The organism is Streptomyces kronopolitis, from assembly GCF_014646275.1.
GTDB classification, from domain to species: Bacteria; Actinomycetota; Actinomycetes; order Streptomycetales; family Streptomycetaceae; genus Streptomyces; species Streptomyces kronopolitis.
The window spans coordinates 1-6,047 of the sequence record NZ_BMND01000082.1; the positions used below are offsets into that span (position 1 = coordinate 1).

Here is a 6,047-nt window from a genome sequence, read left to right on the forward strand (position 1 = left end):
TGGTCGGCCGGGGCTGTCAGGACCGCCTACGCAGCCGAGGTGGCCAGTCGATCATGACCCTATTCCGCACCAGTGAATATCCGAACCTGCCGATACTCGCAGACAAGGCGGGCAAGGGCGGCTACATCAAATACGCCACCATCGTCCGCAAGGTCGGCGGTGAGGACCCCGAGACCGTCCAGGACGACACCGGGCCCGGCACTGCGCACATGGAGGTGGACCAGGCGGCCCACCGCGCGATTGGCGTCGTCGCGGCCCTGGTCACCGCCTGGATCACCCTGCGCAAGGGCGGCCGCCGATGACCGCCGCCTACCCGCTGGCCGGCGCCACGGGCTTCACCAACCTCCATGGCACACAGGTCGTGGCGATCGACGAGGACTGCGGCACCCTGCTCATGCTCGGCCACCCGGACGACCGCACCGTCCTGGCCGTCACGAACGCCCAGTACCGCGTCTTATACGGCCAGCGCATCCGGCCCGGCCGAGCACTCGGCGCCCTGACCCTCCACGGCGTACGCCGCACCTGGGCACGAGCAGTCCCGGGCGGCGGCGACTGCCCCTGGCACACCGAGGTGACCGCCCCGGACGCGCAGCATGCCGGGCCCGTCACGCTGGTCGACGTGGACTCGCTGGACGCGGAGGACATCGCGATCCAGGAACAGTGCCCTGCCTGCGGCCGGGCCAGTCGCACCAGTGACATCGCCTGCTCTCCCGGCCGCACCGGATACTCCCGGGTGCACAACTGCCACTTCTGCGGCACCCAGTGGCCGAGCGCGGACGCATACCGCGTCTGCCTCTTCAAGGTCCGCACACGCAGCGGAGGCGACCCGAGCGGTTGCTTCGGCTGTGGCTGCACCGCCACCTGGCCGTGCGCGGCCGGCTGCCGGCTGGTCGGCGGCGGCCGGCCCATCGCGCAGCCGCTGTGCACCACTTGCCTCGCCCAGCACACCCCCGAGACCTGGCAGGCCCTCACCGCCGCCGGGTACGCCGCAGCCGAATCGGACGAGCAGCGCGACCGCTGGCTCTACACCGAGGCCCTGCGCGGTACCGAGCCCGCGACCGCGGCCGGCGAGTGGAGCGAGCGCCGAGCCCTGACCCGGCAACGCGCTCTAGTGACTCACCAGCGCGACGCTCAGCCCCAAGGCCTCCAGGACGAAGCCCCCGAGGGCCGCGCCGACATGGAGGGCCAGTACGCGGACGCGGTCCGCGCATGAGCCGCGCCGCCTGCAGGCCGCACCCCCACCCGCTCACCCCGGCCGAACTCCCCGACGGCGACGACTGGTTCCACGGCTGCCCGAACTGCCACCTGCCCATCCAGGGCGGCAGCGCCGGCCTCGCCGCCCACCGCCGCACCGTCCACAACCCCCGCCGCGACTGCGGCGACCGCCGCATCCCCACCACGATCCGGCTCGACTTCTGACAGGAGACGCCGCATGGCCGTCCAGACCAAGAACGACACCTTCGCCGCGCTCCGCGACTGCTTCGCCACCGACCTCGCCGCTCTCATCGCCGACCAGGCGCCGCGCGGAAACACCCCGAACGCCTTCATCGACCTGGTCGAAGAGGTCCGCGACGTCCTCGCGTCATCCAGCATCGGCGCCTGGCAGGACGCCAGCGAGGAACTGGACCGCGCCGCCGGCTACCTCACCGACGCACTGACCGGCCCGGACGGCGACCAGCGCTCGCTGCTGGCCTGGGCACGCACCCACCTGCGCGACGGCATCGCGACAGCCAGCTGATCCCCCGCCCCGAGTTGAGCGCACTCGGTGCCGCCCCAGACCCGCACCCGCCGGGCCGGGCCGGTCGCAGTGGCCCATCAACCGAGCGCACGAGAGGACCTGGCCACCGACCAGTTCCTGGTCATCACCGAGACCACCAAGTAGCACCCGACGCCACCGACCGCCGCACGCCCCTCCGGCCGGGCGGCGCTCCGGCGTCTCCATCCCTTCGAGACTGGAGTGCCCCGTGCCCGACGTGTTCATCGACTCCTACGGCGCCCGCTGGCAGGACCCGCCGCCGCCCCGCTACCGCGCTGCCGTCCTCGGCATCAACCTGACCAATGCCCTGCTGAACCCGCCCGACGACCCGGCCCTCGCCGACGTCGTCGCCCGCCAGACCGGACAAAACGCGGCCGTACGCGACTACGTCCTGAATACCCCGGGCGCGGCCCGCATCATCAACGACGCCGTGCACGAACTCACCGCGCTGCGCACCGCCGCACACGGCCGTCCCGTCCAACTCCTGGTGAACTGCTGGTACGGACGTCACCGCGCCCCCGCAATCGCCGAGGCCATCGGGAACCGGATGCGGGAGGCCGGCGCCCACGTGCAGCTCACCCACCACCACATCAACCGGCCGCCGGTCCCCCGCAAGCACCCGCGCCTCGACTGCCCGTTCTGCCGGATCATCCACGAGGGCGCCCCGGCGACGATCGTCCACGAGTGGACCGACGCCCTCGCGATCGTCCCCCGCAGCGGCGGCTGCGCCGACGGCCACCTCCTGGTCCTGCCCCGCGGTCACGTCCAGGACTTCACGACCGACCCTGTCGTCTCCGCCACCGTGCAGCTGCGCGCCGCCGAACTCGCCGCGCAGATCGGCGGCCAGTGGAACTACCTCACCTCCTGCGGCCCGGACGCCACACAGACCGTGTTCCACCTGCACGCACACCTCGTACCCCGCACCGCCGACGACGGTCTCGCCCTGCCCTGGACCCACCCCGCCCGCGAAGCCGGTTGACGCCCGCCTCGACCGGACAAGAGTCCTTGCCGTCACGTGGTGAAGCCGTCCGGCCAGCCCCGCGACCCACAGTCCCCCTGTACGGGCCGGATCGCGTACGCGGTCGTGTGCAGTGAGCACGGCGACGTCGGCGCACCCCACCACCTCCGGGCCCTCGCCGACCCCGCGGCCACCGCGCACCGCCAGGAGCACCACGCCACGCGCTGACTCACCAGACCCTGCTCGGTGGCCCGCACTGGTGGCAGCCTCGCCGCGGACACCGAGTCGAAGTCGTCTCCCCTGATGTTCAGTGCTCTGACACGACCGGCGCATCAAAGGCCCGTACCCACCGCGTGCTTGCGGTGGGTACGGGCCTTTTGTCGTTTCGGGCCGCCTTGCGCGTCTGGGAAGTTCTTGACGAAGCCAGCCGACTGTGAGCGCCGACCAAGGTGGGCTACTGATGCCCGATGTGCCGCTCGGCCTGGGTCCGGTGTCATCGTTTCCAGTGGAAACGGACCAGCCTGGTTGTTCAGCCGCTCTCATAGAGGCATCGTGTGCGTGTTCCGCCCGTACCTCGACGTGGCGAATCACGGCGGCTAGGCCGCCCGTTCGCGAGTTTGGCAGGGGAGAGAGGAGCGGCGTTTCCACTGGAAACGCTAGTCTCGCCCCATACTGACCGGCAGTTCTGGAGATTCCATGGCAGGCACGCTCCCGCGGCCCAAGCGTAAAAGCACACAGTCCAAGCCCGAGGTGGCCCCCGAAGAGGTCCTCTACACCGACACGGACCGCAGCGGGGACACCCTCGACCTGGAGCTGGCGTCCCTCTGCCCCAACCCGTTTAACAAACGGGAGAAGAAGGGGGTTCCTGAACTCGCCGCCACGATCAAGGAAGTCGGCCTTCTCCAGAACATCGCCCACATCACGGCCGAAGTCTGGCTGGCGACCTACCCGGAGACTCGGGGCCAGATCACCGCGCCCAACGTCATCCTGTTCGGCGAGCACCGCTGGCTCGCCTGCCAGGAACTCGGCTGGGAGACCATCCCCAGCGTGCTGCGCGACGACAAGGTGGAGGACGCGCGCCTCATCACCCTGATCGAGAACCTGCGTCGCGCCCAGCTCAGCCCTCTGGAAGAAGCCGAGCACTACCAGGCCCTGCGGGAAGCCGGCCTCTCTTACGAACAGATCGCGGAGAAGGTCGGGGAGACCGCCAACGGTGCCGTCTCCAAGGGAACCATCTGGAAGCGGGTCAAACTGCTCGAACTCGCTCCTGAAGTGCAGCAGGCGCTCCGCAACGGCACGCTCAAAGTCAGCGCCGCCGAGAAGGCACAGCAACTGGACCACGAAGACCAGCAGGCCTACCTCGGCCTCGTACGTGGCGGTGCCCGCCCAGCCGAGGCTCAGGCGCAGATCCTCGCCCGGCAGCGACAGGGCGATGCCGCAGAGGAAGAGTGCACCGTTTCCAATGGAAACGGTGACGAGCAGCAAAGCTCGGAGGCTGGAGGCGCCGAGGGCGCGTCCAGTGGAAACGGTGCGTCCCCCGCCCCTCCAGCCCAGCGTAAGCCGAAGCAGACGAAGAAGGCTCCGACCCGCGACAAGCACGAAGATGACCGCCGCGCGGCAGCAGCCGCTCGGGACATCTCCTGTCGCGCCCTGCTGGAGTCCACCGACGTGACCAACCCCTCGAACGGTGACCTTGTCCTGTCCGTGTTGACCGCCGCGGTGCTGGCACCCCAGCAGCAATCTGCCGCGCAACAGCGAGCCTTCACGTGGCTCAAGGGAATCGCGAGCCATGGTCTGGAGGCTGCTGACGCCGCGACGTACTTCACCGCCGTGCAGGACTCACACGACGAAGCAGCGCAGCGCCTCGCCGCCTTTGCCGCCGCCCTGGCGGCAGCGGAACTCCGTACCGGGGCCCGTCGGCAGTCCTGGGGGCCCCGTGAACGCAACTACGTCCGAGTTCTCCAGAAGTACGCGGACTACAAGCCACAGACCGAGTGGGAGAGGGAACAGCTCGGGCTGGTCGCTGCAGGAGGAGCCCAATGAAGACCAGCAGCATCACCGTTGACCCCCGCTTCCGCCCCAAGCGCCGGAACTGGCCCCTCATCTGGGCCTACATCATTGAATGCGGCGGGTCGACCAAGTCCACCAGCGCCACCTCCATGGCCGTCACCGCCGCCCTGCGCGGCTACCCCAGCGTCGTCTACGACCTGGACAGCAACATGTCATCGACAACCGTCCTCGGGTACGACGAGACCAGCCTCAAGGGTAAGAAGACCGCAATTGACCTGCTCTACGGTCAAGCCACCCTGGACGAAGTCGCGCTACCCGCGCGCTATCGCATCGGCGACGGCTACGACGATGAGGACTTCGCGCCCATCCCTAACCTGCGCATCGTGCCCAGCAGTCCCACCATGGCCGGCGCCGACACCGCCATCGCGGAGGACGCGGACCGCAACGACTGGTTCGCCGAGATCCTGCGCTCCTACGAGGGCGACGACACGGTCTTCTACCTTGATTTCCCCGCGAGCTACGGCAAAATGCCCTATTCCGTGCTCCGCATGATGGACGAGGACGACTCTGTCATCCCATCGATCAAGGCTGACCCCAAGGATGTGAAGCTGGTCAAGCGGCTCAGGGACGAGCTTGAGCGTGTGCGGGACAAGAACCGTGGGCGCCGGTCCGTCCCCGGCAGGCCAACGCTTAATCACCTGCTGCTCACCGGCACGCCGACGCCGACATACAACGAGGCGGCGGCCCGGCGCGCCACGGCTGCTGCCGAGGCGAAGTACGGCTCCGTGCTGCTGCCCTACGTCCGGTACTCAGCCGATGCGAAGAAGCTCTACGAGGATGAGGTCCCTCTGCCGATCCTTCTGCCGAATTCCGTGCCCGCCGTGGACTACCGGAAGGTGATGACGCACCTAGGCTTCGTCGACCAGGCGGCCTGAGCGTTTCCATTGGAAACGACGGCGGCCCAGCATCTCGGCGGCCCACCCCCTCAAGGGGGTGGGCCGCCGAGTGCGTGGTCGCAGGTCCAGCCGCAGATCACTTTTAGCTGACGATCCCTGACGTAATCCCACCGGAAGAGACCGCCGCCCAGCAGTCGTGAGAATGTGAAGGTCGCTCGCAAAACGCACGACAGAAGGGGAGCGGTCAGAGTGACTGAGGGAACGGGGAGGCCACCAGAGCTCAGTCGGGCTCACCGGATCCTGATCGGCACGGTGATCGCTGGGGCGGTGGTGATCGCCGGCATCGGCTTCGCCGGTTCCTACACGGCCGTGCGGGAGCTCGCCCTCAAGAAGGGCTTCGGCACCTTCGCGTACTTCTTCCCGCTCG

General features: G+C 69.0%; 8 protein-coding genes and 1 pseudogene. All 9 read left to right on the plus strand.

Translation table 11 applies throughout. The features are described 5' to 3' along the window. A pseudogene (locus IEY78_RS33530) lies at positions 1–302 on the plus strand (hypothetical protein); the annotation flags it as partial. Beyond that, the gene (locus IEY78_RS33535; protein ID WP_189104780.1) at positions 299–1,213 is read left to right on the plus strand and encodes a hypothetical protein; all 915 of its coding nucleotides are present in this window, start codon (positions 299–301) and stop codon (positions 1,211–1,213) included. The pseudogene IEY78_RS33530 and the gene IEY78_RS33535, both read left to right, overlap by 4 nt. Then, on the plus strand, positions 1,210–1,419 hold the full coding sequence (locus IEY78_RS33540) for a hypothetical protein (RefSeq protein ID WP_189104781.1): 210 nt from the start codon (positions 1,210–1,212) through the stop codon (positions 1,417–1,419). Before IEY78_RS33535 ends, IEY78_RS33540 begins: the two co-directional genes overlap by 4 nt. A 13-nt stretch (positions 1,420–1,432) precedes the next feature. Next, positions 1,433–1,738, plus strand: coding sequence for a hypothetical protein (locus IEY78_RS33545; protein ID WP_189104782.1), 306 nt, complete (start codon positions 1,433–1,435; stop codon positions 1,736–1,738). Positions 1,739–1,964: 226 nt separating this feature from the next. Then, on the plus strand, positions 1,965–2,735 hold the full coding sequence (locus IEY78_RS33550; RefSeq protein ID WP_189104783.1) for an HIT family protein: 771 nt from the start codon (positions 1,965–1,967) through the stop codon (positions 2,733–2,735). Positions 2,736–2,771: 36 nt separating this feature from the next. Continuing rightward, a complete protein-coding gene (locus IEY78_RS33555; RefSeq protein ID WP_189104784.1) occupies positions 2,772–2,942 on the plus strand; it encodes a hypothetical protein in 171 nt (56 codons plus the stop codon). A 468-nt stretch (positions 2,943–3,410) separates the two neighbouring features. Next, positions 3,411–4,757: a ParB/RepB/Spo0J family partition protein gene (locus IEY78_RS33560; RefSeq protein WP_189104785.1), complete on the plus strand. Its 1,347-nt coding sequence runs from the start codon at positions 3,411–3,413 to the stop codon at positions 4,755–4,757. Continuing rightward, positions 4,754–5,659, plus strand: a complete 906-nt coding sequence (locus tag IEY78_RS33565) for a ParA family protein (protein WP_189104786.1) — start codon at positions 4,754–4,756, stop codon at positions 5,657–5,659. Before IEY78_RS33560 ends, IEY78_RS33565 begins: the two co-directional genes overlap by 4 nt. A gap of 210 nt (positions 5,660–5,869) precedes the next feature. Beyond that, on the plus strand, positions 5,870–6,047 hold a 178-nt coding region (locus IEY78_RS33570; protein WP_189104787.1), incomplete at its 3' end, for a DUF2637 domain-containing protein.

Coding starts and splice junctions, on each gene's coding strand:
- IEY78_RS33560 (WP_189104785.1), top strand. CDS start 3,411: ATGGCAGGCACGCTCCCGCGGCCCAAGCGTAAAAGCACACAGTCCAAG.
- IEY78_RS33545 (WP_189104782.1), top strand. CDS start 1,433: ATGGCCGTCCAGACCAAGAACGACACCTTCGCCGCGCTCCGCGACTGC.
- IEY78_RS33540 (WP_189104781.1), top strand. CDS start 1,210: ATGAGCCGCGCCGCCTGCAGGCCGCACCCCCACCCGCTCACCCCGGCC.
- IEY78_RS33535 (WP_189104780.1), top strand. CDS start 299: ATGACCGCCGCCTACCCGCTGGCCGGCGCCACGGGCTTCACCAACCTC.
- IEY78_RS33565 (WP_189104786.1), top strand. CDS start 4,754: ATGAAGACCAGCAGCATCACCGTTGACCCCCGCTTCCGCCCCAAGCGC.